Annotated in this window: 21 protein-coding genes; 16 read left to right on the top strand and 5 right to left on the bottom strand. The window is 61.1% G+C overall.

Annotated features, from left to right (window positions below; translation table 11 throughout):
• The first annotated feature begins 51 nt into the window (after nucleotides 1-51).
• From RHM62_RS15855 to bfr, 3 genes are read left to right on the top strand one after another with little or no spacing between them, the layout of a single operon-like run.
• On the top strand, nucleotides 52-2,148 hold the full coding sequence (locus tag RHM62_RS15855) for a TonB-dependent siderophore receptor (protein WP_322123020.1): 2,097 nt from the start codon (nucleotides 52-54) through the stop codon (nucleotides 2,146-2,148).
• A gap of 12 nt (nucleotides 2,149-2,160) precedes the next feature.
• Nucleotides 2,161-2,856, top strand: a complete 696-nt coding sequence (locus tag RHM62_RS15850) for a Fe2+-dependent dioxygenase (RefSeq protein WP_322123019.1) — start codon at nucleotides 2,161-2,163, stop codon at nucleotides 2,854-2,856.
• 52 nt (nucleotides 2,857-2,908) lie between these two features.
• Nucleotides 2,909-3,376, top strand: coding sequence for a bacterioferritin (gene bfr / locus RHM62_RS15845; RefSeq protein ID WP_322123018.1), 468 nt, complete (start codon nucleotides 2,909-2,911; stop codon nucleotides 3,374-3,376).
• Between the two features lie 91 nt (nucleotides 3,377-3,467).
• On the opposite strand, the gene RHM62_RS15840 is transcribed toward bfr, so the two are convergent.
• Genes RHM62_RS15840 through RHM62_RS15830 form a run of 3 tightly spaced genes read right to left on the bottom strand, consistent with a single transcriptional unit; the run spans nucleotide 3,468 to nucleotide 7,156 of the window.
• Entirely contained in the window at nucleotides 3,468-5,558 is a 2,091-nt protein-coding gene (locus RHM62_RS15840; protein ID WP_322123017.1) for a TonB-dependent receptor, read from the bottom strand.
• 60 nt (nucleotides 5,559-5,618) lie between these two features.
• On the bottom strand, nucleotides 5,619-6,578 hold the full coding sequence (locus RHM62_RS15835) for a beta-propeller fold lactonase family protein (RefSeq protein WP_322123016.1): 960 nt from the start codon (nucleotides 6,576-6,578) through the stop codon (nucleotides 5,619-5,621).
• A 20-nt stretch (nucleotides 6,579-6,598) separates the two neighbouring features.
• Complete coding sequence (locus RHM62_RS15830; RefSeq protein ID WP_322123015.1) at nucleotides 6,599-7,156, bottom strand: cytochrome b; 558 nt, start codon at nucleotides 7,154-7,156, stop codon at nucleotides 6,599-6,601.
• 336 nt (nucleotides 7,157-7,492) lie between these two features.
• Between RHM62_RS15830 and adh the strand changes: the two genes are divergently transcribed.
• Nucleotides 7,493-9,013, top strand: coding sequence for an aldehyde dehydrogenase (adh, locus tag RHM62_RS15825; RefSeq protein ID WP_322123014.1), 1,521 nt, complete (start codon nucleotides 7,493-7,495; stop codon nucleotides 9,011-9,013).
• Nucleotides 9,014-9,052: 39 nt separating this feature from the next.
• On the opposite strand, the gene RHM62_RS15820 is transcribed toward adh, so the two are convergent.
• Nucleotides 9,053-9,370 (bottom strand): hypothetical protein, encoded by a 318-nt coding sequence (locus RHM62_RS15820; RefSeq protein WP_322123013.1) that lies wholly within the window; start codon nucleotides 9,368-9,370, stop codon nucleotides 9,053-9,055.
• Nucleotides 9,371-9,503: 133 nt separating this feature from the next.
• On the opposite strand from RHM62_RS15820, the gene RHM62_RS15815 reads away from it, so the two are divergent.
• Nucleotides 9,504-9,890: a DUF779 domain-containing protein gene (locus tag RHM62_RS15815; RefSeq protein ID WP_322125429.1), complete on the top strand. Its 387-nt coding sequence runs from the start codon at nucleotides 9,504-9,506 to the stop codon at nucleotides 9,888-9,890.
• A 195-nt stretch (nucleotides 9,891-10,085) separates the two neighbouring features.
• Complete coding sequence (locus tag RHM62_RS15810) at nucleotides 10,086-11,852, top strand: PQQ-dependent methanol/ethanol family dehydrogenase (protein WP_322123012.1); 1,767 nt, start codon at nucleotides 10,086-10,088, stop codon at nucleotides 11,850-11,852.
• Between the two features lie 163 nt (nucleotides 11,853-12,015).
• Here the strand turns inward: RHM62_RS15810 and RHM62_RS15805 are convergent, their stop codons facing one another.
• Nucleotides 12,016-13,893: a sigma-54-dependent Fis family transcriptional regulator gene (locus tag RHM62_RS15805; RefSeq protein ID WP_322125428.1), complete on the bottom strand. Its 1,878-nt coding sequence runs from the start codon at nucleotides 13,891-13,893 to the stop codon at nucleotides 12,016-12,018.
• 268 nt (nucleotides 13,894-14,161) lie between these two features.
• Between RHM62_RS15805 and pedF the strand changes: the two genes are divergently transcribed.
• From pedF to ccoS, 10 genes are all read left to right on the top strand, one after another.
• Nucleotides 14,162-14,653, top strand: coding sequence for a cytochrome c-550 PedF (gene pedF / locus RHM62_RS15800; RefSeq protein ID WP_322123011.1), 492 nt, complete (start codon nucleotides 14,162-14,164; stop codon nucleotides 14,651-14,653).
• A 37-nt stretch (nucleotides 14,654-14,690) separates the two neighbouring features.
• Nucleotides 14,691-15,542: a transporter substrate-binding domain-containing protein gene (locus RHM62_RS15795; protein ID WP_322123010.1), complete on the top strand. Its 852-nt coding sequence runs from the start codon at nucleotides 14,691-14,693 to the stop codon at nucleotides 15,540-15,542.
• 165 nt (nucleotides 15,543-15,707) lie between these two features.
• Nucleotides 15,708-17,825 carry a 4Fe-4S binding protein gene (locus RHM62_RS15790; RefSeq protein WP_322123009.1) on the top strand — a complete coding sequence of 706 codons (2,118 nt, stop codon included), beginning with the start codon at nucleotides 15,708-15,710 and terminating at the stop codon, nucleotides 17,823-17,825.
• Nucleotides 17,826-17,842: 17 nt separating this feature from the next.
• Complete coding sequence (locus RHM62_RS15785; RefSeq protein ID WP_322123008.1) at nucleotides 17,843-18,808, top strand: FAD:protein FMN transferase; 966 nt, start codon at nucleotides 17,843-17,845, stop codon at nucleotides 18,806-18,808.
• Nucleotides 18,809-19,219: 411 nt separating this feature from the next.
• Nucleotides 19,220-19,600: a response regulator gene (locus RHM62_RS15780; protein ID WP_322123007.1), complete on the top strand. Its 381-nt coding sequence runs from the start codon at nucleotides 19,220-19,222 to the stop codon at nucleotides 19,598-19,600.
• A 70-nt stretch (nucleotides 19,601-19,670) separates the two neighbouring features.
• The gene (locus RHM62_RS15775) at nucleotides 19,671-20,057 is read left to right on the top strand and encodes a response regulator (RefSeq protein WP_322123006.1); all 387 of its coding nucleotides are present in this window, start codon (nucleotides 19,671-19,673) and stop codon (nucleotides 20,055-20,057) included.
• A gap of 166 nt (nucleotides 20,058-20,223) precedes the next feature.
• A complete protein-coding gene (gene hemN, locus RHM62_RS15770; protein ID WP_322123005.1) occupies nucleotides 20,224-21,639 on the top strand; it encodes an oxygen-independent coproporphyrinogen III oxidase in 1,416 nt (471 codons plus the stop codon).
• Nucleotides 21,640-21,651: 12 nt separating this feature from the next.
• Nucleotides 21,652-22,398 (top strand): sulfite exporter TauE/SafE family protein, encoded by a 747-nt coding sequence (locus RHM62_RS15765; protein WP_322123004.1) that lies wholly within the window; start codon nucleotides 21,652-21,654, stop codon nucleotides 22,396-22,398.
• Entirely contained in the window at nucleotides 22,395-24,857 is a 2,463-nt protein-coding gene (locus RHM62_RS15760) for a heavy metal translocating P-type ATPase (protein WP_322123003.1), read from the top strand. The genes RHM62_RS15765 and RHM62_RS15760 overlap by 4 nt, the downstream gene beginning before the upstream one ends.
• A gap of 2 nt (nucleotides 24,858-24,859) precedes the next feature.
• A complete protein-coding gene (ccoS, locus tag RHM62_RS15755; RefSeq protein WP_322123002.1) occupies nucleotides 24,860-25,039 on the top strand; it encodes a cbb3-type cytochrome oxidase assembly protein CcoS in 180 nt (59 codons plus the stop codon).
• Nucleotides 25,040-25,160 lie beyond the last annotated feature (121 nt).

The raw sequence follows: 25,160 nt of genomic DNA, 5'->3' as shown, positions 1-25,160 counted from the left end.
AGCCAACTCCTGCAGCCTGCTGCAGACCACGTTTATTTTCCGGAGAAACACATGTCCCATTCCCCCCGCCTGCTGCCGCTGGGCGCGATGCTTGCCGCCTTCTCGTTTGGCAATGTTCAAGCTCAGGAAGCCCTGCCCACCATCGACGTCAATGCCAGCCGTGAAGAGACCGGCTATCAGGGCCTCAAGTCCCGCGTCGGCAAGACGGCGCAACCGTTGCGCGATATCCCGCAAGCGGTCACCGTGGTGACCAGAAAACTGATCGAGGACCGCAGCGCCGATACGCTCAAGGAGGCATTGCGCAATGTCGCCGGCCTGACCTTCAATGCCGGCGAGGGCGGCCGCATTGGCGACAACGTCACGTTGCGCGGTTACTCGCTGGTCGGCGACCTGTACCTCGATGGCATGCGCGACATCGCCCAGTACAACCGCGAGATTTTTAACATCGAGCAGGTCGACGTCTTGCGCGGATCAGCCTCGATGCTGTTCGGCCGTGGCTCGACCGGCGGTGTCGTCAACCAGGTCAGCAAGAAGCCGTTCCTGTTCGACACCAACGAAGCCAGCGTCACCGTCGGTAGCGATGACTACAAGCGCGGCACGCTCGACCTCAACAAGGTCATCGGCGAGAACGCCGCAGTCAGACTCAATGTGATGAAGACCGACACCAACAGCTTCCGCAATGGCGTCGGCAATGATCGACTCGGCATTGCGCCCTCGGTCAGCTGGGGCATCGGCACCCGCAATGAATTCAATCTGTCGTACTACTACTTGAAAGGCGACAGCGTGCCCGACTTCGGCGTGCCGTACTTCGAGGGCAAACCGCTCAATGTGCCGGTGAATACCTTCTACGGTCTGCCCGGCGAGGATAGTCAGAAAGAAGAAACCAATGTCCTGACAGCCAGCTGGCTCCACCGCTTCGACAAGGACACCGAACTGCGCTCCATCCTGCGCAAGGCTGATTACGAGCGCGACCTGTGGGCCATCGCGCCCAGGCTGACGCGTGGTACCACCAGCATCAATCCGGACACGGTCATCAATCGTCAGGCCCAGCGTCGCGGCGGCGTCGAGCACACACTGACCAGCCAGACCGACTTCACCACGACGGTCAATGCACTTGGTTTTAAACACGCCTTGCTGACCGGTGTCGAGCTGGTGCAGGAAGATGCCAATCGCTGGAATGTCGCCACGACACCCGGTAATCCTTCCACCACGGTCGGCAATCCGGATCCGTATCCGGTGCTGCCGGCCGGCTACGGCGTGCGTAACCGCATCAATCCGGTCAGCTACAGTGCCCGCACCGTCGGCGTATATGCGCAGGACACGATGTCACTCAATGCGCAGTGGAAAGTCATCGGCGGCGCGCGCCATGACAGCTTCAGCGCCGACTACGCCCGCGCCACCGGCGGGCCGCTCGAGCGCAATGACAATGTCTGGAGTTATCGCACCGGACTGATTTTCCAGCCCTCCGAAACGGCCTCGTACTATGCCTCGTATGGCACTTCGTTCAATCCGTCGGGCGAGTTGTATGCGCTCGATGACCGCACCACCAACACGCCACCGGAAAAAAGCCGCAACCTTGAAATCGGTGCCAAGTGGGATCTGCTGGAGGGCAACCTGATGCTGCGTACCGCGCTGTTTCGCTCCGAAAAAACCAACGAGCGCAACACCGACCTGGCCGAAACCAATCTGACCCAGAACCTGTTGTCGGGCAAGCGCCATACCGACGGTATCGAGTTCGAAACCGCCGGCAAGATCACCTCGCGTTGGGATATCTTCGGCGGTCTCGCGCTGATGAATGCCCGTATCGACGCAGCCACCGGCGACCAAGCCAATACGCTCGGCAAGGCCCCGGTCAACACGCCGAAATACACCGCCAATGTCTGGAGTACCTACAAGCTGGACAGTCACTGGAAAATCGGCGGCGGGGTCGAGGCAGTCGGCAAGCGCTACGGCAACGCCACCAACCTCAATGCCGCGCCGGCCTATGCGCGCTGGGATGGCTTGCTCGAATACCAGCTCGACAAGGTCGCGCTCAAGCTCAACATCTTCAACCTGCTGGACAGGGATTATTACGAGGGCGTGTACGCCGGTCACGCCGTACCCGGCACCAGCCGCACTTTCCAGTTGTCGATGTCCACCAAGTTCTGACGAAAGCCGCCCATGCTGTTGCGCATACCTGAATTGCTCTCTCCGGAGGCGCTGGCAAGCTGTCGCAAACTGATTGATCGTGCCGACTGGGCCGACGGCAAGCTGACCGCCGGCTCGCAATCGGCCCGCGTCAAGAACAACCGGCAACTGCCGGAAGACGACGTGGCATCGCGCGCCGCGCGCGCCATCGTCATCGAGGCGCTCGGCAAAAGTGCGCTGTTCATGACCGGTGCGTTGCCCAAGAAAACCTATCCGCCGCTGTTCAACCGGTATGACGGATCGGCCAATGCCTTCGGCAGCCACATCGACAACGCGGTGCGCACCTCGGTGGTCACCGGCAGCTGGGTCCGCACCGACCTGTCGGCCACGCTGTTCCTGTCGGATCCGGCCACCTATGACGGCGGCGAACTGGTCATCGAAGGCAGTTTCGGCACGCAGGAGGTTAAGCTCGCCGCCGGCGACCTGATCCTGTATCCGGCATCAAGCCGGCACCAGGTCATGCCGGTGACGCGTGGCACGCGGCTGGCCTGTTTTTTCTGGATCGAAAGCATGGTGCGCGAAGATGCTCGCCGCCAGTTGCTGTTCGATCTCGACATGGCCATCCTGTCGCTGCGCAGCGCAGTTCCCGCCGGCCAGCCCGATCCGCAGGAGGTCGTGCAGCTGACGGGCTGTTATCACAATTTATTGCGCATGTGGATAGACCCTTGAACCAACTATCTACGCTATCCTGCGAGCACGATCAATCCACCCAAGGACCACCATGAAAGGTGACGCCAACGTTATCCGCATGCTCAATGCGCAACTGACCAATGAGCTGACCGCGATTAACCAGTACTTCCTGCATTCCCGCATGTACCGCCACTGGGGTTTCGAAAAAATCGCCAAGAAAGAATACGAAGAATCGATCGGGGAAATGAAGCATGCCGACCTGCTGATCGACCGGATCCTGATGCTCGATGGTTTGCCGAATTTGCAGGCTTTGCACAAGCTGATGATTGGCGAGGACACGCCCGAAATGCTGAAGTGCGATTTTGATCTCGAAGTGATTTCGCAGAAAACCGTCAAGGAAGGCATCGTCATCAGCGAAGCCGCTGGCGACTTCGTTTCGCGCACCATTTTCCAGACCATCCTGGACGATACCGAAGAGCATCTCGACTGGCTCGAAACGCAGATCGACCTGATTGATAAAATTGGTTTGCCGAACTATCTGCAGTCGCAGATGGCATAAAAAAAGAGCGCCTGGCGCTCTTTTCATTTGTGCAGACGGATCCGCAACTTGTTTGTACTTAAGGCCTATCCGGCACCGCATTACCCAATTCTTACAACGCCACCCGCAAGCCAACGAACAAGCGTCGTCCCGCCGCTGCTTCATAGAACCGACCATTGCTGTCATTGACAATCACCGAGCCGGCGTATTGCTTGTCGAGCAGGTTGTCGATGCGCCCGAACAGGAACAGCTTGGCGGCGCCGGCCTTGAAGGCGTAACCGGTGCGCGCATTGAGCACCGCATAGCCGGGTGCGGCAGCGCTGTTGACATCGTTGACATAGACCTTCGATTCGGCACGCATCTCGACCGCAGCACTGACGGCGTCGTTCCACTGGTAGGCCGCTTCGGTGTATAGGCTATGTTCCGGTGCACCCGGCAGGCGATTGCCGGCAGCGATGCGGGTGTCCGGACTGGTGCTGTACGCCTTGCGGAAACTGGCATCGAGCCAAGTGTAGGCCACGCGCGTCGTCAGCTTGTTGTCCCAGCGGGCCTGCCACGAGGACTCGATACCGCGACGCTGTACGCCATCGACGTTCTGGAAAATCGAACGGCCATTGCTGGTCTGGGTCGGCACGATTTCATCGTTGCTGCGGGCATCGAATACCGCCAGATCAATCGCATGCCGGCCGCTCTTGATCTTGGCGCCGAGTTCAACTTGCGTGCTGGTCGACGGGCGCAAGCTCAGGTTCGGGCCGGCACCGCCGGTGCTGTAGGCCGATTCGGCCAGCGTCGGGGTTTCGAAACCCTTGCCCAGATTGGCGTACAGGTTGATGTTGTCGGCGACACTCCAGACCAGACCGGCGACCGGGCTGGTCTTGTTGAACTCGACCTTGCCGCTGTCATCCGCGCCAAAATGGTCATCGACACCAAGTCGCACCCGGCTCGCGCGCACGCCTGCCGTGGCACGCCATTGCGGCGAAAAAGTCCAGTCCAGCTGGCCAAAGAAATCCAGGTTGCGGGCGGTATCCTTTTCATCGCGTTTCAAGGCACCCGGTGTGCCGTTGTTGTTGACGAAGCCGCGTCGCAGTTCGCGCAGGTTGTCGGCTTCGACACCCAGCGTCCAGCTCAGTGGCAGGTCATTGACCTTCATTGTGTGATTCCAGTTCAGGCCGAGGCCGGCATAGTTGCGGTCGAGGTCGATCACGCCGCCGGACTGGGTCGCGCCATCGCCCTTGAACGACAGCGTCTGGAACACCTGCCGCGTGCCCGAATAGACGCGCGCATTGAGCGTGTCGTTCCCGCCCAGTTTGTGTTCGACGACGACGCCGACCTGTTGTTGTTCGATGGTCTTGCGGGTGTCGAACAACAGCGCGCCGGGGATGACCTGGCGCGGATTCTGTTCGAAGGCCGCGCGCGTGAGGCCAAGCGGATCCTGCGATTCCGGCTGGTTGAAGTAACCGACCAGCCCGGTGATGGTGGTGGCCGCCGACGGTCGCACGACCACCTTGCCGGAAAATTGCGTGCGCTCCGCCGCACTGTGATCGCGATAGCCATCGGTCGAATAGGTCGACACATCGAAGGTGCCGCCGATGACGTCATTGCCACCGGCGATCGCCGCGCCGAGCTGGCGCTGGCCATCCGCGCCGACGCCGGCAGTGACCGAGCCGGTCATCGGTTCAGCGCCGCGTGGCGGATTTTTGGTGAAGATCTGGACCACGCCGCCGGCAGCATTGCCGTACAGCTGCGCCATCGGTCCGCGCAAGACTTCGATGCGCGACGCAGCGGCCAGATTGGCTGTGGCCGCCTGGCCCTGGCCGTCCGGCATTGTCGCCGGAATGCCATCGACCAGGATGCGCACACCGCGCACGCCGAAGGTCGAACGGGTACCAAAACCGCGTACCGAAATCTGCAAGTCCTGGGCAAAATTCTGCCGCTCGCGCACTTGCAGGCCGGGCACCGATCCCAGCAGTTCGGACAGGTTCACCAGCGGCGACATGGTGGTAAACGGATCGACCTGGATCACGTCGATGGCAGCCGGCGCATCGAAACGGGTCTGTGCCGAACGGCTGGCACTGACCACGACAGCTTCGACCGGCGTGACCGATTGTGCCAGCACAAAAGGCATGGCCAGCGTACCGGCAAGGGCGGCGATTGTGCGGCGGTCAAACAGAAAGGAATTACACAGCTTGGAGCGATTCGTCATGGCAGATTCAGGTTCAATTAAAAAGAAAAAAATACGGCATAGCCGGGCCGGTGGTCAGGCTCAGCGGATCACCACGCCCCATGGCAATTTGCCGGTAGCGACATCACGCAATTTGGTATTGGCCACCGTATCGATCACCGAGACGGTGCCCGAGCGGCCATTGGCGACATACAGTTTTTTGCCATCAGGCGTGATCGCCATGTTCCACGGGCGCTGGCCGACCGGCACGGTGGCGATGACGGTATTGGTGGCGGTATCGAGTACCGATACGCTGGCGTCCCCGCCATTGGAGATGTAGACGCGGCTGCCATCCGGATGCACGGTGATGCCATTGGCACGCAGGCCGGCCTTGACCTTGGTGATGATCTTGAAGGTGCGCGCATCGATGACGAAGACTTCATTGCTGTTTTCGGTGGCGACATAGGCGCGGCTGCTATCGGGCAAAAAGCCGATGCCGCGCGGGCGTGCGCCGACCGCAATCTGCGTGACTTCCTTGCGCGTGGCGAAGTCGATCACGTCGACGGCGTCACCTTCTTCGGCACTGACGAAGATCAGTTTGCCGTCCGGGCTGAACACCGCATGCTCGGGATTCTTGCCCTTGACCTGGATCGAAAAGGCCAGCTTGTTGGTGCGCGTATCAGTGACCGCAATCGCATTTTTCTCTTCGACGGCCGCGACCACCCAGCGGCCATCCGCCGAGATCGACACGCCTTCCGGCGATTCACCGAGGTCGACGGTGCCGGCCGGTTTGCGCGCGCGCAGATCGATCAGTTGCAGGCTGTTGTTGGGCTGGTCGCTGACATACAGCCAGTGGCCGTCGGTACCGGCGGCGATGCCGCGCGGCTTCTTGCCGGCCGGGATGTCGGCGACGACCAGATCGGTCGCGGTATCGATCACCGAGACCGTGCCCGATCCTTCATTGGGCACATACGCAAACGGCGCGGCGATGACGGCAGCGGGGAGGGTGGCGGCGACCGCAGCAGCAAGAGAAGCGATGGCGAGCAAGCGACGAATCAACATGGCATTCCAATCAGAAAAAATTAACGGGAGGCGCGTGGCCACATCCGCGAAATCAGGTTATCGCGGTCGATCAGCTGATGCTTGATGACCGCGAGGATATGCAGAACGACGAAGGCCGCCAGCACGAGCGCAGTGAGTTTGTGGGTCTGGTTGAAGAAGGCGTAGATCACTTTGTCATCGCTGCCCCATGGCGCGAGCCGGACCATGTTGAACAGCTTCACGCCATGCTTGCTAAAGTTCGAGGCGATATAGCCCGACAGCGGCATCAGCAGCATGCAGGCATACAGCACGCCATGGCTGATGCGCGCGGCGTGGCGCTGCCAGCGTGGTGTCGCGTCCGGCAGCGCCGGCGGTGTATGGGTCAGGCGCCAGACAATACGTAGCAGGATCAGCAGGCCAATCAGGATGCCGGTGCTCTTGTGCAGGTTGATGAAGATGCCCCGTTCGGGTGTGTTGCGCGGCACGTCGCCGAGGTACCAGCCGAACAGGAACTGGCCGAGCAGCAGTGCGGCAATGAGCCAGTGCAGCGTGACGGCGGTGCGATTGTAACGGGCGGAGCGGGTGACATGGTCGGGCATCGTGGCGGGTTTCCTTCGTCTCTGATTGCGCATCATCGGGATCGAAGTCCCTGCGTCTGGAGTGCGAGGGTATCACCGAATTTTCAGTAGCGGCCCGGACGGTGAGCAATCGGCATGCCATTGCAGCGACCGGGCGCAAGGCAGGTGTTCCAGACTGACTGAGCCAATTTGGAACACCTCGCGTGCTGACCTGTTCGAAAAAAAAACACAAGGCACCGTTGTCATGGCGTGCCACGGGTACGGACCTGTTGGCATGCCGATTGCTCATTGTGATGCGTGCACCAGGCACCCGGACAAACAACCAGAGACATCATCATCACAACGAGGAGCAGGAAAATGGACATGGCAGACTTCAGCAAGCTCGGCGTAAAAAATCCTTTCGCAGCCCGCTACGACAACTTCATCGGCGGCAAATTTGTCCCGCCGGTCAAAGGCGAATATTTCGAGAATGTCAGTCCGATCGTCGGCAAGGCATTTTGCGAAATCGCCCGTTCCACGGCCGAAGACATCGAACTCGCCCTCGACGCCGCGCATGCTGCCAAGACGGCATGGGGCAAAACATCGCTGGCCGATCGCTCCAATATCCTCAACAAAATCGCCGATCGCATGGAAGCCAATCTGGGCTTGCTGGCGCTGGCCGAAACCATCGATAACGGCAAGCCGATCCGCGAAACCACGCTGGCTGATATCCCGCTGGCGATCGATCATTTCCGCTACTTCGCCGGTTGCATCCGCGCCCAGGAAGGCAGCGTCTCGCAGATCGATGCCGAAACCTACGCCTATCATTTTCATGAGCCGCTGGGCGTGGTCGGCCAGATCATTCCGTGGAATTTTCCTATCCTGATGGCGGTCTGGAAAATGGCGCCGGCACTGGCTGCCGGTAACTGCATCGTCCTGAAACCGGCCGAACAGACGCCGGCGTCGATCATGGTCTGGGTTGACCTGATCAAGGATTTGCTGCCACCGGGCGTGCTCAACATCGTCAACGGTTTCGGCCTCGAAGCCGGCAAACCGCTGGCCTCGAACAAGCGCATCGCCAAGATCGCCTTCACCGGCGAAACCGGTACCGGTCGCCTGATCATGCAATACGCCGCACAGAACATCATCCCGGTGACGCTGGAACTAGGCGGCAAATCGCCGAACATTTTCTTTGCCGACGTGATGGACCAGGACGATGCCTTCTTTGACAAGTGCCTCGAAGGCTTTGCGATGTTTGCGCTGAACCAGGGGGAAGTCTGCACCTGCCCGTCGCGCGTGCTGATCCAGGAATCGATCTACGAGCGCTTCATCGAGCGCGCCGTCAAACGCGTCGCCGCCATCAAGCAAGGCAACCCGTTCGAGATGTCGACGCAGATCGGTGCGCAGGCCTCGCATGAGCAGCTCGAAAAAATCCTGTCCTATCTGGACATCGGCAAACAGGAAGGCGCCAAGTGCCTCATCGGCGGCGAACGCAAGATGCTCGAAGGCGATCTGGCCGGCGGGTACTACGTCCAGCCGACTATCTTTCAGGGCAATAACAAGATGCGTATTTTCCAGGAAGAGATCTTCGGGCCGGTGGTGTCGGTGACGACTTTCAAGGACGAAGACGAAGCGCTCGAGATCGCCAACGACACCTTGTATGGTCTTGGTTCGGGCTTGTGGACCCGCGACGGGTCGCGTGCATTCCGGGTCGGGCGTGGCATTCAGGCCGGTCGCGTCTGGACCAACTGCTATCACCTGTATCCGGCCCATGCCGCGTTCGGTGGCTACAAGCAATCCGGTATCGGCCGCGAAAATCACAAGATGATGCTCGAGCATTATCAGCAGACCAAGAATCTGCTGGTGAGTTATAGCCCGAACGCGATGGGGTTTTTCTAACAACCCCGTTGTTGCAGGCACGTGTGGGCACAGCCGTGCTCACGCGACGAAGCTGGTTTTGAAGTTGAAGTTGAAGTTGACGTTGACGTTGACGTTGACGTTGACGTTGACGTTGACGTGGCTTTTGAAGTGCCCCGCATTGAGGCAGCTGCCAAAAGCCGGAGTCAGGCAGGGGATCAGATTGCCGCACTGTTTGAGCGAAGCGAGTTTGCGGCCCTCCCCCTGACTGGCTACCGTTTTTGGGAACCCGAAGGGCAGCAGTCTCGCGGTCGCCTTTTTCTTGGTGACTTCTTTTTGGCGAAGCAAAAAGAAGGGACCGGCTGCCGGGCCGCCCCCGGCTTGGTCGTGGCGGAGCACAGACAGAATCAGCTACCGCAGACAGTGCATTCGGTGCAATGCCCTACGGTTATTGCACCCTACCAGTCGGTAGGATGGATGCGTCATGGGTCCCACGCGCTCATCCCCCCGACCTTTTTTCAAGGAAGAAATGATGACTACCGATTCAGTCCCGCGCGTGATTGCCACCGACAGCGCCCACGCCTTCCTGGCCACGCTGCAGCAAAAATACGGCAAGTTGATGTTCTTCCAGTCCGGCGGTTGCTGCGACGGCAGCTCGCCGCTGTGCTACGCGCAAGGCGAGTTCCAGGTCAGTGACGACGATGTCTATCTCGGCAGCCTCGATGGCACGCCATTTTTCATGGGCCACGACCAGTTCGTCTACTGGAAACACACCCAGCTAATCATCGACGTGGTGGCCGGCATGGGCGGCATGTTCTCGCTCGATAACGGCACCGGCAAGCGCTTCCTGACCCGCTCGCGCCTGTTCACCGATGCCGAAAACCTGGCGCTCGAAACGATAGTGCTGGCGCGCCCGTAATAACTGCCGTTGTGCTGTGGTGTTTTGTGACAGTGAACTTTTTTGACGCAACAACGGTGTACCAGACGGACGGTTTTACCGCTCGAAACGGCCGGATACCGATGGCACGCCGATTGCCTATAGAGCATCAGGACTGCATTGCCCGGCCCAGACCGATCACAGCCTGAAGCGCATTTCATTCAACCGGAGGGGACTATGTACAAAAAATTGTTGGGGACACTGATTGTGAGCGCGCTAGCCGGCGCGTTGCCGGCGCATGCCGTCGACGTGACGGACGCGATGATTGCCAATGATGAAAAATCAGGCAACGACGTGCTGTCTTACGGCATGGGCACGCAGGGTCAGCGCTATTCGACGCTGACCCAGCTCAACACTAAAACCATTAGCGGCCTGGTACCGGCATGGTCGTTTTCATTTGGCGGCGAGAAGCAGCGCGGCCAGGAATCGCAACCGGTGGTCCACGACGGCCGTATGTTCGTCACCGGTTCGTACTCGCGTATTTACGCGCTGGACGTGAAGACCGGCGCGAAGATCTGGAAGTACGAGCACCGTCTGCCGGAAGGCATCATGCCTTGTTGCGACGTGGTCAACCGCGGCGCTGCGCTGTTCGGTAACCTCGTCATTTTCAGTACCCTCGATGCCCAGCTGGTCGCGCTGGATCAAGCCACCGGCAACCTCGTCTGGAAAGAAAAGATCGATGATTACGCCGCCGGCTATTCGAACACCGCCGCGCCGCTGATCGCCAAAGGCATGTTGCTGACTGGCGTCTCCGGTGGCGAATTCGGCGTGGTCGGCCGGGTCGAAGCACGCGACCCGATGACCGGCAGGCTGATCTGGATGCGTCCGACCGTCGAAGGTCACATGGGCTACAAGTACGACAAGGATGGCAAGAAAACCGAACTCGGGATTTCCGGCACGCTCAACAAAACCTGGCCCGGCGAACTCTGGAAAACCGGCGGCGCAGCGACCTGGCTGGGCGGCACTTATGACGCCACCACCGGCCTCGCGTATTTCGGCACCGGCAATCCGTCGCCCTGGAACAGCCATCTGCGTCCTGGCGACAACCTGTATTCCTCCTCGACGGTCGCCCTCGACGTCATGACCGGCGACATCAAGTGGCATTACCAGACCACGCCGCATGATGGCTGGGACTACGACGGCGTCAATGAACTGATCACCTTCGACATGGGCGGTAAGCGCATGGGCGGCAAGGCTGACCGCAACGGCTTTTTCTACGTGCTTGATGCCAAAAGCGGCAAGCTGGAAAACGCCTTCCCGTTCGTCAAGAAAATTACCTGGGCCTCCAGCATCGACCTGAAAACCGGTCGTCCGAACTACATCGAAGCAGGTCGTCCCGGCGATCCGACCAAAGGGGCGGACGGCAAGAAAGGCACGACCGTGTACGCCGCGCCATCTTTCCTCGGCGGTAAAAACCAGATGCCGATGGCCTACAGTCCGAAGACCAACCTGTTCTATGTGCCTGCCAACGAATGGGCCATGGAAATCTGGAATGAGCCGGTCGGCTACAAAAAAGGCGCGGCCTTCCTGGGTGCCGGCTTTGCCATCCGGACCATCAATGACGACTACATCGGTGCCTTGCGCGCGATGGATCCGAAGACCGGCAAGATCGTCTGGGAGAACAAGAACGTCGCGCCATTGTGGGGTGGCGTGATGACCACCGCTGGCGACCTGGTGTTTTACGGTACGCCGGAAGGCTTCCTGAAAGCACTTGATGCCCGCACCGGCAAGGAACTCTGGAAATTCCAGACCGGCTCCGGCGTCGTGGCACCACCGATCACCTGGATGGATGGCGGCGTGCAATACGTGGCGGTAGTCTCGGGTTGGGGTGGTGCCGTGCCGCTGTGGGGTGGCGACGTGGCGGCCAAGGTCAGCTACCTTGAGCAAGGCGGATCGGTCTGGGTCTTCAAGCTGGCGGGATCGACGGCGGTTGCATCGAAGTAAGCATGTAATCGACCTACCGGTGTCGGGTGACCCGGTATGCAGTAGTCGCGAAAGAAAAGGCCAGCGCTCTGATGCGCTGGCCTTTTGTATTGGACGGGCAGTCATATCGACCGACTGGCTTGGCGTCGCAGTCCGTGTCTTCTGCGGCCATTCGTGCTGCCGTCTACGGATGAATCTTGCGATATATCGTATTGCGCGACACACCCAGCGCGCGCGCCGTGGCAGATACATTGCCATCATGCGCGGCCAGCGATTGCTGGATCACCGACAGTTCGACATCTTCGAGCGTGGCCAGATCGTCATGGGTCGTCGGATTGACGGACTTGCCGGCCGCCGGGACGGTGGTCGCGATATCGTCCAGGAAGTCGTCCGGCAAATGCTCGATGCGGATTTCATGGTCGTCACCGGCCATCACCATGGCGGTGCGCATCAGGTTGGTTAGCTGGCGGAAATTACCCGGCCAGCCATGCGAGCGGAACATGGCCATGATGGCTGGCGCAACCGTATAGCGCACGCCATTGCCTTCAGCGGCCAGCAGCTTGTCGATGACCACGTCAAGGTCGGTGCGTTCGCGCAGCGGCGGCAGGCGTACCACCAGCCCGTTCAAGCGGTAGTACAAGTCATCACGAAATAGATTGCGCGCAATCATATCGCGCAAGTTGCGATTGGTCGCGCAGGTCAGCGCCACGTTCACCGGGATCGACTTGGTGCTGCCCAGCGGCGTCACCATGCGCTCCTGCAGTACGCGCAACAGCCGCGCCTGCAAGTTCAGCGGCATGTCGCCGATTTCATCGAGAAACAGCGAGCCGCCGTTGGCTTGCAGGATCTTGCCGATGCTGCCTTTTTTGCGGGCGCCGGTGAAGGCGCCGTCTTCGTAGCCGAACAGTTCGGACTCGATCAGCGTCTCGGGAATCGAGGCGCAATTGACTGCCACGAACGGGCCGGCCTTGCGCGGCGAATCATTGTGAATCGCCTGCGCCAGCAATTCTTTGCCGGTGCCGGTCTCGCCGGTGATCAGGATAGAGATATCGCGGCCGATGACTTTTTTCAGTTTGTCGATGACGACGGCGACCTGCTCGTCGCCGGTGTTGAGGTAGCGCAGGCTGGACAGACGCGCCTTGCTTTGTTCGTGGCTGCTCAGCGGCGCGGCGGCAGGCTCGGCCTCGGTACTGCGTGCATTGCTGGTCGTGTGCTGGAAACTGGTGGTGGGCAGACGCAGGTCGGCGCACTTCGCATACACCCGCACGCCGCTGTGCAGGCACAGTTGGAGCGGGCCTGGTGACGCGGTCCGGTAATGATCCATCAGGGCCGAGATCGGCATACCGAACAGCGAGCTGAAGGTATGCGTCTGCAGGGCCGACATCGGCAAGCCGAGCTGGAACAGGCCGCTGCGGCTGGCCGACAAAAAGCGACCGCCCGGCGTGAAGCTGGCAATCCCTTCCATCAGCGTGCCAAGGAATTCCGGCCGGCTATGAAAGCTCAGTTTGATCGACTCTTCAAAGGCTGCGGCGAACAGCTGGTTCTCTATCATCTGCGCCGACATCCGCACCAGCGCCATCGTGTGCTTGTGAAAATTATGCTGGTCGCCGGTGACATCAAGCACGCCGACCACATTACCCATCACGTCGAAGATCGGGGCGGCTGAACAGGTCAGGAAGCGGTTCGCATCGAGGTAGTGCTGATCGGCGTGAATACTGGTCGGCACTTTTTCGGCGATGGCGGTGCCGATCGCATTGGTGCCCTTGCTTTGCTCCGACCACGCCACGCCGGGCGTCAGGGCGACACGATCGGCTTTTTCGAGGAAGTCGGCGTCGCCCAGCGTGTGGATGATCAGGCCGGTGACATCGGTCAGGATCACCATGTTGTGGGTGTTGATGATTTGCTCGTAGAGCGTTTCCATCACGGGTGCGGCGTGGCTGTGCAATAGCCGGTTCTGTTCTAGCACGAGGGCCATGTCGGCGCGGCCAAGCGGATCGTAATCCGGCGAGGCGGTTCTCGGGACGCCGTAGTTGGCGGAACGCTGATGGGATTCTTCGATCATGGTGATATCGCATTCAGCAGAAATCGTGCCAACTGCGGTGCCCGTGGACGTGAAACGGGAATGACTTTGCGAGCGCGTAGTGATGAGGGGCTGCATCTGTTGTCTCCAGCTGTTTTGTGGGCGTGACTGCAGCCCGGCTTGTCCTTTAATGTAGCACTGTTCCGATTTGAAACAGCGGGTTTCTCACTGATCGGTACAGGGCGGCGAGTGATCGCATGGCACGTACTTTGCGTAGAGAAGGCATCTATTCCACCGAGGTGACATCCCCATGAAAACGCGCACAGGCCGCATCGCAGCCCAACTTCTGATCGCTGCATCTGCCTTGCTGTGCTTGCCAGCGCTGGCACACGGCGACGTGACACCGCAAGCCGTCGATACCACCACGCTGAAGGCGCTGGGTGAAGTCTGGCGCGAAGAAAATCCGTATCGCGGCGACAAGGAAGCGATCCGTATCGGCTCATCGGCGTATGGCCAGAATTGCGCCCGCTGCCATGGCCTCGAAGCAGTCTCCGGCGGCATTGCACCGGACCTGCGTCAGCTTGATCGCGACTGCGTCTCGCAAAAAGATGAAAAGAAAAAGCAAGCCTGTTACAAGGAAAACGACGCCTACTACCTGACCTCGATCCGGCACGGCAAGACCCGCAACGGCGCCGTCTACATGCCGCCGTTCGAAGGCATCATGAACCAGGAAGGCATGTGGTCGATCAAGGCTTACCTCGAAACTCTGCGCGTGATGCCGGCAGTAACCGCGGCGAAGTAGTCAGGCCGTTTTTCCGTTCAATCTGAAAGGTCACTTGATGATGGTTTATCTGAAAAGACGTACTGCGCTACTGGCTGCTATCGCGTGGTCCGGCATGCTGCTGAGCTGGCCGGCGCACGCTGATCTCGACAAGATCCGCACGCTGGGGTCGCTCAGTGTCGGTGTTTATGACGACAATCTGCCGTACTCGAAAAAAGCCGGCGGCAGCAAGGCACTCAGTGGCATCGACGTCGACGTGGCCGAAGCGCTCGGCAGGAAGATGGGATTGAAGGTGTCCTTCCTGCCGTTTCCGGCCGGCGAAAATCTCGGTGACGACTTGCGCAATATGGTCTGGAAAGGTCACTACCTCGGCTATGGTCCGGCCGACGTGATGCTGCATGTGCCGGTCGACCCGCTACTGATGAACCAGAATCCGCAAGTGACGATCTTTGCGCCGTACCACACGGACTCGGTCCGGCTGGTGCGCAGCGTGGCCTCGGTGCCGCAGTTCAATGGCATCGCATCGATGGCAGGAAAAAAGATCGGCGTCGAAAAAATCTCGATCTCGGCGATGGTCCTGCTGGGTGAAGAAAACGGTCGCTACCGGGATGATGTGCGCATCTTCCCGACCGGCGTCGATGCGCTTGAAAAACTCAAGGCGGGCGAGCTCGATGGCGTACTGGCCAGCCGCTCCGAAATCGAATCGGTGCTGCGCGATGATCCGCGTTTCGAGATGCGCGAAGTGACTTTTCAGCGCTTGCCGCGCAAGGGCTGGACCGCAGGGCTGGCGGTCAAGAAGGACAATCCGGAGTTGGCTAGTGCGTTGAAAGAGGCGATGGATTCCCTGTTCGCATCGGGCGAGATGCTGCGTATTTTTGCCAAGCATGGTGTGCAGATCGTCAAGCCGTAGGGTGCAATAACCGCAGGGCATTGCACCGGTTGCAACTACTTCACGGGCACACGCAGCAATGGCGCCTGGTGCGGCGGCACGCTGTTCTTTTGAAGCGTCTGCTGATAGTTTTGCGCTGCGTGCCTGAGCACGCGGCGTTTTTTCATTTCTGATTACCGGTCTCCGATGGAAAAAATAATCCTGTCATTACGCCGTCTGCTGTTCTGCTCAGTGCTGCTCCCGTGGGTGTTGATCGCGCTGCCCGCCAGCGCCGGCACGATGACGCAGGCCGAACTCGCGCGCCGCTTTCCGGCTCCTTACCTTGTGGGTGACAAGGACTCCGCTTTGCCCGTCTGGCCGATTTTCAAGAAGAACATGACCTCGACCGAACTCGTTGCGTATGTCTTCGAGTCCATCGACTTTGCGCCTATCCCCGGCTTTTCCGGCGTGCCGATGAACCTGCTGATCGCGCTCGATCCGGCCGGCAGTTTTGTCGACGTGAAAGTGCTGTCGCATCACGAACCGGTCTTCCTCGACGGCCTCGGCGAAGCGCCGCTGTTCAAGTTCGTCAGCCAGTACCAGGGCATCTCGCTCAAGCAGAACATCAAGATCAGTACCGGCAACATGAGCCGCTCGAACAAGGAAGCGGCCAATGTCTACATCGACGGCGTCTCGAAGGCGACCGCGTCGGTACGCATCCTGAACCAGAGCGCGCTGTCAGCTGCGTTGAACGTTGCGCGCAAAAAACTCGGTTTCGCCGAGGGCCGCGACCCTGACCTGATCGCCCGCATCCGGCCCGATGCCGGTACCGTGATCAGCCCCGCGACGCTGCGCCAGCGCGGCCTGATCCAGCCGGTCGTCATGCGCAACCGCGAGATCGAAGCGGCCTTCGCCGGCAGCGCCGGCGAGGGGCTGGATCCGATCGCGCTGGCGCAACCCGACGCGCCGTTCATCGACATGGAAGCCAGTTACGTGTCGGTGCCGGCGATCGGTCGCAACCTGCTCGGCGAGGCTGGCTGGGCTAAATTGAAGGCCCGGCTGGAACCGGGTGATCACGCCATCATGCTGGTGTCGACCGGACGCTACGGCGTGGTCGGCGACGACTTCACGCGCGGTGCGGTACCGGATCGGCTGGCGCTCAAGCAGGGCACGCTGCCGATCGAAATCCGCGACCTCGATCTCGATATCGAGGTCGCTGGCGTGCCGGAAAATGGCTTCAAGATCTTTCGCGTGATCAGCCAGTCGGGACTCGATCCGTCGCTGCCGCTGGAATTTTTTCTGCATGTGACGCGCAGCAAAGGCATTCTCTATCCCGAAAAAATCAGCCGTGACCTGCGCTTCTCGGTCAATCTGCCGGCCGAATTTTATGTCGCAGCCGAACCCGACAACAAGACCTGGCGCGCGATCTGGTGGCAGCGCTGGTGGGAGCTGGCGATATTAGCCGTGGCGCTGGCGGTGCTGTCAGTGGCGCTACTGCTGCAGAAAAAACTGGTCGCGCACGAGCGCAGGTTTATCTGGTTCCGGCGTGCCTTTCTGGTCTTCACGGCGGGGTTCATCGGCTGGTACGCGCAAGGCCAGCTATCGATCGTCAACCTGACCAGCGTCGTGCAATCGCTGATGGCCGGACGCAGTCTGGAGTTCCTGTTGTACGACCCGATGAGTGTGAGCCTGTGGGCCTTCGTGCTGGTGTCGCTGGTGGTGTGGGGACGCGGTACGTTTTGCGGGTGGCTGTGTCCGTTCGGCGCGCTGCAGGAGTTCACCGGCAAGCTCGGCCAGTGGCTGAAATTTCCGCAATTGATGATCCGGCCGGGCCTCGATGGCCGCCTGAAACTGCTCAAGTACGTGCTGCTGGCAGCGATCATCGGTAGCGCATTTTTTTCGGCGACGCTGACCGACAAGCTGGTCGAATTCGAACCGTTCAAGACCGCCATCACGCTCAACTTCGTGCGCTCGTGGCCGTATGTCGCGTATGCGGTCGGCTTGCTGCTGTTGTCGATGTTCAGCTATAAATTTTTCTGCCGCTATCTGTGTCCGTTCGGGGCCGGGCTGGCGGTGCTCGGACGCTTCCGCATTCTGGACTGGCTGCCGCGTCGCGCGGCCTGCGGCACGCCGTGCCAGACCTGCCGGCACAGCTGCGAATACAAGGCCATCAAGCCCAGTGGTGTGATCCAGTACGACGAATGTTTTCAGTGTCTTGATTGCGTCGTGATCCACGAGAGCGACGAGAAATGCGCGCCGCTGATCATGGAAAAAAAGCGCGCCCGCATCATCCCGATCGACGTTGCACCGGCAGAGGAAAAATGATGGACAGGCGAACATTCATGGCAGGCGGGCTCGGACTCGGGCTGGCGCTGGCCAATTCCTCGGGTGCCAATGGCGGTGTACCGCTGCACAGTGTCAGCGGTGCCGCGCTGGCGTTCGGCACCACGATTTCGATTGAGGTCGTGCATGCTGACCGGCCGCAGGCCGAGCTGGCCATCACCGCAGCGCTTGCTGCCGCGCGCCAGGTCGACCGGCTGATGACGCTGCACCGGACCGACAGCCAGATTGCGATCCTCAACCGCACCGGCGTGCTGGAGCAAGCGCATCCGTGGCTGCTGCGCGTGCTGGCTTACGCGGACGACTTGTCGCGTAGCAGCGAGGGCGCTTTTGACATTACCGTGCAATCGCTGTGGCAGGCCTTTAGTGCGGCGTCGCAGCAAAACCGTTTGCCGACGGATGCAGAACGTCGCGCTGCGATGGCGCTGGTCGATTGGCGGCAAGTGCAGGTCACGTCGCAGCGTGTCCGCCTGGCGCGACCCGGCATGGCAATCACGCTCAATGGCATCGCGCAGGGCTTTGCAGTCGACCGCGCCCGCGCCGTGCTGGATGCGCACGGCATCCGACATGCGTTGATTGACACCGGCGAGTTCGGCGCGCGTGGCCGCAAGACCGCGCAACAGGCCTGGACCATCGGCATCCGTGAGCCGCGCGATGCGCAGCAATTGGCTGGCGTGCTACCGATGCAGCAGCGCTGCGTGGCCACGTCGGGCGATTACCAGACGGTCTTTACGCCCGACTTTGTGCATCACCATATTTTTGATCCGGCCAGTGGTGACTCACCGCTTGAATTGGCCAGCGTGACGGTGGTGGCACCGACCGGGTTGCAGGCCGATGGTTTATCGACCACGTTGATGGTGTTAGGCGCGCAGCGGGCGATGGCGCTGGTGGCGACGTTGACGGAAGTGGATGTGCTGTTGATCGACAAGCAGGGGCGCGCCTGGCAGTCGGGGAATTGGCCGGTGTGAGGTGAGGCGGTGCAATGCCCTGCGGTTCTTGCACCCAACGCGATCTGACTCAGATCACCACCACCACCCGCAAGGGTGATGGCGACCGGTTGGTGTGCTCGCGGCCGCAAATGCGTGCGAGTTCCCATTCGCTTGTCGGTGTGGTGCGCAGCAACGTCGGGCAGATCGGCTAGACCACGAAAGCCAACCCGTTAGCCTGCGCAGCGGCGGTCGTGGCCGGCAAGGAAGGCGCGATCGTCGAACAGGTGGAGCAGGCCGCAGCCGCTGACGTTCTTTTTACGGTAGCCAGAGGTGACTTCATGTTGCGATTGGATAGTGACCGAAGTCCTGATGGTAAGGTAGCTTCCATGAGTTAGTGCCAGCCCTGATCCGGGTGCTGGCTGGCGCATGGTGGTAACTTGGACAACCCCATTGAACGTATTGATCGTTGACGACAATGAGATGACCCGCACGGTGTTGCGGGCGATGCTGTTCGGCACCGTTCATCATGTGTGCGGGGAAGCGGGCAACGGCAAAACCGGGCTCGAACTGGCACTCAAGCTGCTGCCCGACATTGTGTTCCTCGACATCCTGATGCCCGATCTGAGCGGTATCGAGGTGCTCAAACAGCTCAAGGAAGCGATGCCGCAAGTCGTCGTGCTGATGGTCACCGGAGAGCGGGATACCGACACGATCAGGCAGTGCGTGGCCGCCGGTGCCAGCGGCTTCATCATCAAGCCGTTCAATGCCGCGACCGTGCTCAAGGCACTTGCCGATGCGGCGCTGCGGGCGGGGCATAAGCCGGCGCATTAGAAAAAGTTCTTTGCGGTAATTTTATAACTTATGGTAGCTTTGAGTTCTCCATTCGCTGCAAGGAATCGCGTTGAACGCACTGATCATCGATGACAATGAAATGACCCGCACCGTCCTGCGCGCGATGCTGGTTCGTAGCGGCTTGCAGGTCATTGGCGAAGCCAGCAACGGCAACAACGGCTACGAGCTGATCATGAAACTCAAGCCGCAAGTGGTCTGTCTGGATATCGTGATGCCGGACATCAGCGGCATCGACGTCCTCAAGCAGCTGCGCGCCGAGCTCGACAAGATGATCGTGCTGATGGTCAGCGGCGAACGCAACGTGGACACCATCAAGCAGTGCCTGTCGCTCGGTGCCAGCGGATTCATCATCAAGCCATTCAATGAATCCACCGTGCTGAAATCGCTCAGGGACGCCGCGCTGCGCGCAGGGATGACGATGCCGGACGGGTTGTAACCGGTCTTGACCTGCCGTCGGGATTTTTGTAAATACGTTTTTACAAACATCTAATGTCTCCGCCGTTTTTGATGTGAGTCAAAGTTTTCGGGAGGCATGCTCCCTACACTCCGTCGCATCAAGTCACGTACCCAGCCTCGGCGTGACTGGCAGCAGGAGCACATTGATGGTTTTCCCTATTCCGGTCCAGTCTGTCCCGTCGGTGCAATTCGATGCGGTACTCACCCGCAAATTCAGGCAGCAGGGCCCGCGCTACACCTCGTATCCGACCGCCGACCGTTTCACGGACGCCTTCCGTTATCGCGATTACCTGCAAGCCGTCGCCGGCCTGCGCACCCGTGGCGGACGCAAGCCGCTGTCGCTGTATCTGCATATTCCGTTCTGCGATACGGTTTGCTACTACTGCGCCTGCAACAAGATTGTCACCAAAAAAGTCGAGAAGGCCGCGACCTACCTGACTTACCTGAAGCGCGAAATCGACATGCAGGGCCAGCTGTTTGCCGACATGAACCACGTCGAGCAAGTCCATCTGGGCGGTGGCACGCCGACCTATTTTTCGGATGCGCAGATGGGCGAGCTGATGGCGCATGTGCGGCGCTGGTTCAAGCTGGCGCCGGACGTTGTCGGCGAATATTCGATCGAAGTCGATCCGCGCACGGTCTCGCGCGAACGGGTCTTCACGCTGCGCGGGCAGGGCTTCAACCGTATCAGCCTGGGCGTGCAGGACTTCGATCCCGAGGTACAAAAAGCGGTCAACCGCATCCAGCCCGAAAGCGAAACACTGGCCATCATCCAGGCCGCGCGCGATGCCAATTTCCGTTCGGTCAGCATCGACCTGATCTATGGCTTGCCGAAGCAGAACCTGATGACGATGGCGCAGACGCTGGCCAAGGTCATCGCCGCCAATCCGGACCGCATCGCGATCTACAACTATGCGCATTTACCGCATGTGTTCAAGCCGCAGCGGCGCATTCCCGAGGCCGAGCTGCCCGCCGGCGAAACCAAGCTCGACATGCTGGCGCTGTGCATCCGCCGCCTGACCGAAGCCGGCTATGTCTACATCGGCATGGATCACTTTGCCCGCCCGACCGATGACCTCGCGATCGCGCAGGCGCAGGGCCGGCTGCATCGCAATTTTCAGGGTTACTCGACCCATGCCGAGCTCGATCTGGTGTCGTGCGGCGTCTCGGCCATCAGCGCGGTGGCGGCGACTTACAGCCAGAACGTCAAGACACTGGACGCCTACTACGCGCATCTCGACAAGAACGAACTGCCGATTACGCGCGGCATCAAGCTGGGCATGGATGACATCCTGCGGCGCGCGATCATCCAGACGCTGATGTGTAATTTCGAGATGTCGATTGCATCCATCGAGCAGGCGTATCCGATCACCGTGGCGACCTATTTCGCTACCGAACTGGCGCAGTTGCACACACTGGCACAGGACGGCTTGCTGACCATCGACGACGAGTGGATCAGCGTCACGCCGAAAGGCCGGCTGCTGATCCGTAATATCTGCATGGTGTTCGACCGTTATCTCTATGCCGTCCCTGACCGGCTGCGCTATTCCAAAACTATCTGACCCGGATACCCGATGACCTTCGTTTCCCTCCTGCCCATTTTCGTCATCGGCCTGCTCGGCAGTGTCCATTGCGTCGGCATGTGCGGCGGGATCGTGGCGGCGCTGTCGGTGGCGCCGGTGCGCAATTTTCCGGTGGCCGTGATTGCAGCGGTACCGGCCGACCGCTTGCTGCGGGTGCTGTCGTATAACGCCGGGCGCATCGGCAGCTACGCGATCGCCGGTGCCGTGATGGGCGGCGTGGCGAACGGCGCGCGCATGCTCACCGTCGTGTCGGCGTTCCAGCTGGTTGGCTACTGGCTGGCCAACGGGATGCTGGTCGCGCTGGGCTTGTACCTGACCGGCGCGTGGCAGGGACTGGCGCGGATCGAGTCGCTCGGTCAGGCGCTCTGGAAGCACATTGAACCGCTGACGCGCCGCCTGCTGCCGCTCGACAGCCCGCTGAAAATGTTCGCAATGGGCGGGCTGTGGGGCTGGCTGCCGTGCGGCATGGTCTACAGCGTGCTGCTCACCGCGACGCTGACCGGCTCGGCGCTGTCGGGTGCCAGCGTGATGCTGGCCTTCGGGCTGGGCACCTTGCCGACGCTGCTGGTGATGGGTTTGCTCGGCACGCAATTGCGCGCGGTGATGCAGCGGCGCGGCGTGCGCATTGCCAGCGGCGTGCTGGTGCTGGCCTTTGGTCTGCTCGGCTTGTGGCGCATATCGCATGGCATGCCGGGTAGCTGGCTGGATGCGCTCTGCATCACGCCGATGGTGCCATGAGCAGCTGCTTTCATTGCAGTTTGCCGGTGCCGGCCGGCAGCAACTGGCAGGTCAGCATCGATGCCGTCGTGCAGCCGATGTGCTGCCCCGGCTGCGCGGCGGTCGCGCGCAGCATCGTCGACAACGGCTTTAGCGATTACTACCGTACCCGCGAAGGCTACGCCGCAACCGCTGCACAGGACGGCTTGATCCCGCCCGAACTGACGCTCTATGACAGCGAAGCCGTCGCCGGCATTGAGACTGACGGTAACAGCGCCGACGGTAACAGCGCCGACGGCAACAGCGTCGAGGCAATTTTTCTGATCGAAGACATCCGCTGCGCGGCCTGTATCTGGCTGATTGAGCGCCGGCTGGCGCGCCTGCCCGGCGTGCGGGCGGTGTCCATGAATGCGGCCACCGAACGCCTGCAGATCAGCTGGAACCGCGACCGCTGCAAGCCCAGCGACATCCTCGTCGCGCTGCGTGAAATCGGTTACGCCGCCTATCCGTACGATCCGGTGCGCCACGGCGCGCAACTCGACAAGGCCCGCAAGACACTGTTCCGCCAGCTCTTCATCGCCGGCCTGTCGATGATGCAGGTGATGATGTATGTGCTGCCGGTCTACATGGCCAGCGATGGCACGATGGATGCCGACATCGCCAGCCTGATGCGCTGGGCCAGTTTGCTGCTGACCTTGCCGGCAGTGCTGTATTCGGCGCGGCCGTTTTTTTGCGGTGCGTGGGTCAACCTGAAAACCTTCCAGCTCGGGATGGACGTACCGGTGGCGCTCGGCATCGCCGCGGCTTTCATCGGTAGCGTCGTGGCCACCTTGCGCGGTAGTGGCGACGTGTATTTCGACTCGATCACGATGTTCATTTTTTTGCTGCTGTGCAGCCGCTATCTGGAGCTGGCCGCGCGGCGCAAGGCGGCTTCGGCGCTGAACAACCTGCAATCGGCTTTGCCGGCATCGGCCTGGTCCATGCCCGGTTATCCGGAGGACCGCGCGCTGATACTGATGGCCGCCGGCCAGCTGCGCGAAGGCGACGTGATCCTGGTGCGGCCCGGCGAAGCGATCGCCGCCGACGGCGTGCTGCTCGAAGGTGACAGCGCAGTCGACCTGTCGCTGCTGACCGGCGAAAGCCAGCCGCTGCGCAAGAGCGCCGGCGCGACGCTGCCCGGCGGCGCGGTCAATGCGACCCAGCCCATCGTCGTGCGCATCACGCAGGCCGCGCGTGACAGCACCTTGTCCATCCTCGTCAAATTGATCGAGCGGGCCGGACAGGGCAAGCCGCAATTGGCGCAGTGGGCTGACCATGTGGCGGCGTGGTTCGTCGGCATCCTGCTGCTGTTTGCGCTGGCGGTGTTCGGCTACTGGCAATGGGCCGATGCGGCGCGCGCGTGGCCGATTGCGATTGCGGTGCTGGTGGTGTCGTGTCCGTGCGCGCTGTCGCTGGCGACCCCGACCGCGCTGGCCGCCGCCACCGACCGGCTGGTGCGCAACGGCATCCTGATCGTGCAAGCGCATGTACTCGAAACATTGCATCGCTCGACCCACGTCATCTTCGACAAGACCGGCACGCTGACCGCCGGCAAGCCGGTGCTGCGGCATGTCGAGCTGCTCGGTGCGGCGTCGCTGGACGGATGCCTGCAGCTGGCGGCGGCGCTGGAAAAATTCAGCGCGCATCCGCTGGCGGCAGCGCTCGTGGCAGCGGCGCAGGATGGACCGGGCGCGACGCTGTCCATGTCCGATGTGCGCCAGATCACCGGGCGCGGGCTGGAGGGCACGCTCAACGGCAGCACTTACCGGCTCGGTTCGGCCGCGTTCGTCGCCGGGCTGGCCGGTCACTGCGATGATGTCGCCATGCCCGATGTGACCGCGGTCTATCTTGGCAACGCGGGGGGCTGGCTGGCGCGCTTTGATCTGGCCGATGGCTTGCGCAGCGATGCCCATGACGTCATTGCCCATTTCCAAGCCAGCGGCAAGACCGTCATCCTGCTCAGCGGCGACCAGCAAGCCGTCACGCAGCAGGTCGCCACCGAACTCGGTATCGACACCGCGCTCGGCGACACTTTGCCCGACCAGAAGCTGGCTTACGTGCAGGCTTTGCAACGCGAGGGCGCGATCGTCGCGATGGTCGGCGATGGCATTAACGACGCGGCGGTGCTGAGCGGCGCCGACGTGTCGTTCGCGATGGGCGGCGGCACGGCGCTGGCGCAACTGCATGCCGATTGCGTGCTGTTGTCGGGGCGCTTGTCGGCGCTGTGCGAAGTCGATATCACGGCCGCGCAAACGCTGGCCGTGATCCGGCAAAACCTCGGTTGGGCCACGCTCTACAACCTCGTCGCGATCCCGGCGGCGGCGCTGGGCTGGCTCAATCCGTGGATGACCGGCATCGGCATGTCGGTCAGTTCTGCGGTGGTGGTGCTCAATGCCTTGCGCCTGCGCCGCGCGCGCTCTTTTTTGAGAAAGAACGCCTGATCATGGAAGCCCTCTTTCTGCTGGTTCCGCTGAGTATCGGTGTCGTGTTCGCGGCGATCTGGTTCTTTTTCGGTGCGTCCGACAATGGCCAGTTTGATGATCTGGTCAGTCCCGGCTGGCGCGTGCTGCAGGATGATGACCGGCCTGCGGCCAAGCCCAAGGAGGGCGACGAAGCTGCCTGAGTTATCCCGGCGCAGCTGGCTGCGGGCAGTGCTGCTGCTGGTCGTAATCTTGTGGGGTGGCTGGCGCTGGCTGGCTGGCCGGTCCGGTCGTGCCGGTGGTCGCCGTCGAACGCAGCGATGT

This window comes from Actimicrobium sp. CCC2.4, assembly GCF_034347385.1.
Classification (GTDB): domain Bacteria; phylum Pseudomonadota; class Gammaproteobacteria; order Burkholderiales; family Burkholderiaceae_D; genus Actimicrobium.
This window is presented reverse-complemented; position numbering and strand designations above follow the sequence as displayed.

Excerpts from the sequence above, each read along its gene's own strand:
- RHM62_RS15855 (WP_322123020.1), top strand. The coding sequence starts at position 52 with ATGTCCCATTCCCCCCGCCTGCTGCCGCTGGGCGCGATGCTTGCCGCC.
- RHM62_RS15850 (WP_322123019.1), top strand. The coding sequence starts at position 2,161 with ATGCTGTTGCGCATACCTGAATTGCTCTCTCCGGAGGCGCTGGCAAGC.
- bfr (WP_322123018.1), top strand. The coding sequence starts at position 2,909 with ATGAAAGGTGACGCCAACGTTATCCGCATGCTCAATGCGCAACTGACC.
- RHM62_RS15840 (WP_322123017.1), bottom strand. The coding sequence starts at position 5,558 with ATGACGAATCGCTCCAAGCTGTGTAATTCCTTTCTGTTTGACCGCCGC.
- RHM62_RS15835 (WP_322123016.1), bottom strand. The coding sequence starts at position 6,578 with ATGTTGATTCGTCGCTTGCTCGCCATCGCTTCTCTTGCTGCTGCGGTC.
- RHM62_RS15830 (WP_322123015.1), bottom strand. The coding sequence starts at position 7,156 with ATGCCCGACCATGTCACCCGCTCCGCCCGTTACAATCGCACCGCCGTC.
- adh (WP_322123014.1), top strand. The coding sequence starts at position 7,493 with ATGGACATGGCAGACTTCAGCAAGCTCGGCGTAAAAAATCCTTTCGCA.
- RHM62_RS15815 (WP_322125429.1), top strand. The coding sequence starts at position 9,504 with ATGACTACCGATTCAGTCCCGCGCGTGATTGCCACCGACAGCGCCCAC.
- RHM62_RS15810 (WP_322123012.1), top strand. The coding sequence starts at position 10,086 with ATGTACAAAAAATTGTTGGGGACACTGATTGTGAGCGCGCTAGCCGGC.
- RHM62_RS15805 (WP_322125428.1), bottom strand. The coding sequence starts at position 13,893 with ATGATCGAAGAATCCCATCAGCGTTCCGCCAACTACGGCGTCCCGAGA.
- pedF (WP_322123011.1), top strand. The coding sequence starts at position 14,162 with ATGAAAACGCGCACAGGCCGCATCGCAGCCCAACTTCTGATCGCTGCA.
- RHM62_RS15795 (WP_322123010.1), top strand. The coding sequence starts at position 14,691 with ATGATGGTTTATCTGAAAAGACGTACTGCGCTACTGGCTGCTATCGCG.
- RHM62_RS15790 (WP_322123009.1), top strand. The coding sequence starts at position 15,708 with ATGGAAAAAATAATCCTGTCATTACGCCGTCTGCTGTTCTGCTCAGTG.
- RHM62_RS15785 (WP_322123008.1), top strand. The coding sequence starts at position 17,843 with ATGGCAGGCGGGCTCGGACTCGGGCTGGCGCTGGCCAATTCCTCGGGT.
- hemN (WP_322123005.1), top strand. The coding sequence starts at position 20,224 with ATGGTTTTCCCTATTCCGGTCCAGTCTGTCCCGTCGGTGCAATTCGAT.
- RHM62_RS15765 (WP_322123004.1), top strand. The coding sequence starts at position 21,652 with ATGACCTTCGTTTCCCTCCTGCCCATTTTCGTCATCGGCCTGCTCGGC.
- RHM62_RS15760 (WP_322123003.1), top strand. The coding sequence starts at position 22,395 with ATGAGCAGCTGCTTTCATTGCAGTTTGCCGGTGCCGGCCGGCAGCAAC.
- ccoS (WP_322123002.1), top strand. The coding sequence starts at position 24,860 with ATGGAAGCCCTCTTTCTGCTGGTTCCGCTGAGTATCGGTGTCGTGTTC.